The sequence below is a fragment of the Arthrobacter sp. AB6 genome (genome assembly GCF_031844545.1).
Taxonomy (GTDB): domain Bacteria; phylum Actinomycetota; class Actinomycetes; order Actinomycetales; family Micrococcaceae; genus Arthrobacter.
Window position 1 is genome coordinate 1 of sequence record NZ_JAUZVL010000058.1, and the last position, 1,231, is coordinate 1,231.

A 1,231-nucleotide genomic window follows, 5' to 3' on the forward strand; every position below is an offset into this window, starting at 1 on the left:
TAGCATTCGACGACGTTGACGGCGAGGCCGCCCATGGCCGTTTCCTTGTATTTGGAGCTCATGTCCTTGCCGGTCTCCCGCATCGTGATGATGACCTCGTCCAGGGAGACCCGGTGGGAGCCGTCGCCCCAGAGCGCCATCTTCGCCGCGTTGATCGCTTTCGCCGCCGCGATCGCGTTCCGCTCGATGCACGGCACCTGCACCAGGCCCCCGATCGGATCACACGTCAGGCCCAGGTTGTGCTCCATCGCGATCTCCGCCGCGTTCTCCACCTGCGCCGGGGTCCCGCCCATCACCTCAGCCAGGCCCGCCGCGGCCATCGACGACGCCGACCCCACCTCGCCCTGGCACCCCACCTCCGCACCCGAGATCGAGGCCTGCTCCTTGTACAGCACCCCCACCGCGCCGGCAGCGAGCAGGAACTTCACCACCACATCCTCCCGGTCCTCCCGGGACGCGTTCTCCATCCCCGGCGCGAAATGCAGGGCGTAATACAGCACCGCCGGGATGATCCCGGCCGCCCCGTTCGTCGGCGCGGTCACCACCCGGCCGCCGGAAGCGTTCTCCTCATTCACGGCCAGGGCGATCAAGTTAACCCACTCCTGCCAATACTTCGGGTCATGGAACTCCGCGTCCTGGCCTTCGTCCTGGGATCCGGCCGGCCGGGAGCTTTCCTTCCGCAGCCGGTCATACCAGTCCGGGGCGCGGCGGCGGACCTTCAACCCGCCCGGCAGCACCCCCTCACGCTTCAGCGACGCGGCCACGCACCCTTCCATCACCGAATAGATGTGCAGCAGGCCCGCCCGGATCTGATCCGGGGCGCGGCTGTCCTCCTCGTTCACCCGCATCACATCACTGATCCCCAACCCCGTGTCCCGGCAGTGCTCCAGCAGCTCCGCGGCAGTCCGGAACGGCAGCGGCAGCTCCTTCTTGGACTCCTCGAGCTCCTGCTGGGCCGCGTCCTCCTCACCCTCACGGACAATGAACCCGCCACCCACCGAGAAAAACGTCGCCGCATGCAGCACCTGCCCTTCGGCGTCAGACACCGTGAACGTCATCCCGTTCGTGTGCCGCGGAAGCACCGTCAGCGGACGCAACACCATATCCTTCACCCCGTACGGCAGGGGTACGGAACCGGCCAGGTGCAGCAAACCCGTCTCCGCGATCGCCGCCAGCCGCTCCTCCACCTCCTCCGGCAGGATCAGCTCCGGATGGAACCCCTCCAACCCCA

Annotated in this window: 1 protein-coding gene; it reads right to left on the reverse strand. The window is 67.7% G+C overall.

Going from position 1 to position 1,231, the window contains the following annotated elements; all coding sequences use genetic code 11:
- On the reverse strand, nucleotides 1-1,231 hold a 1,231-nt coding region (locus Q9R30_RS19290; protein WP_311218598.1), incomplete at both ends, for an L-serine ammonia-lyase.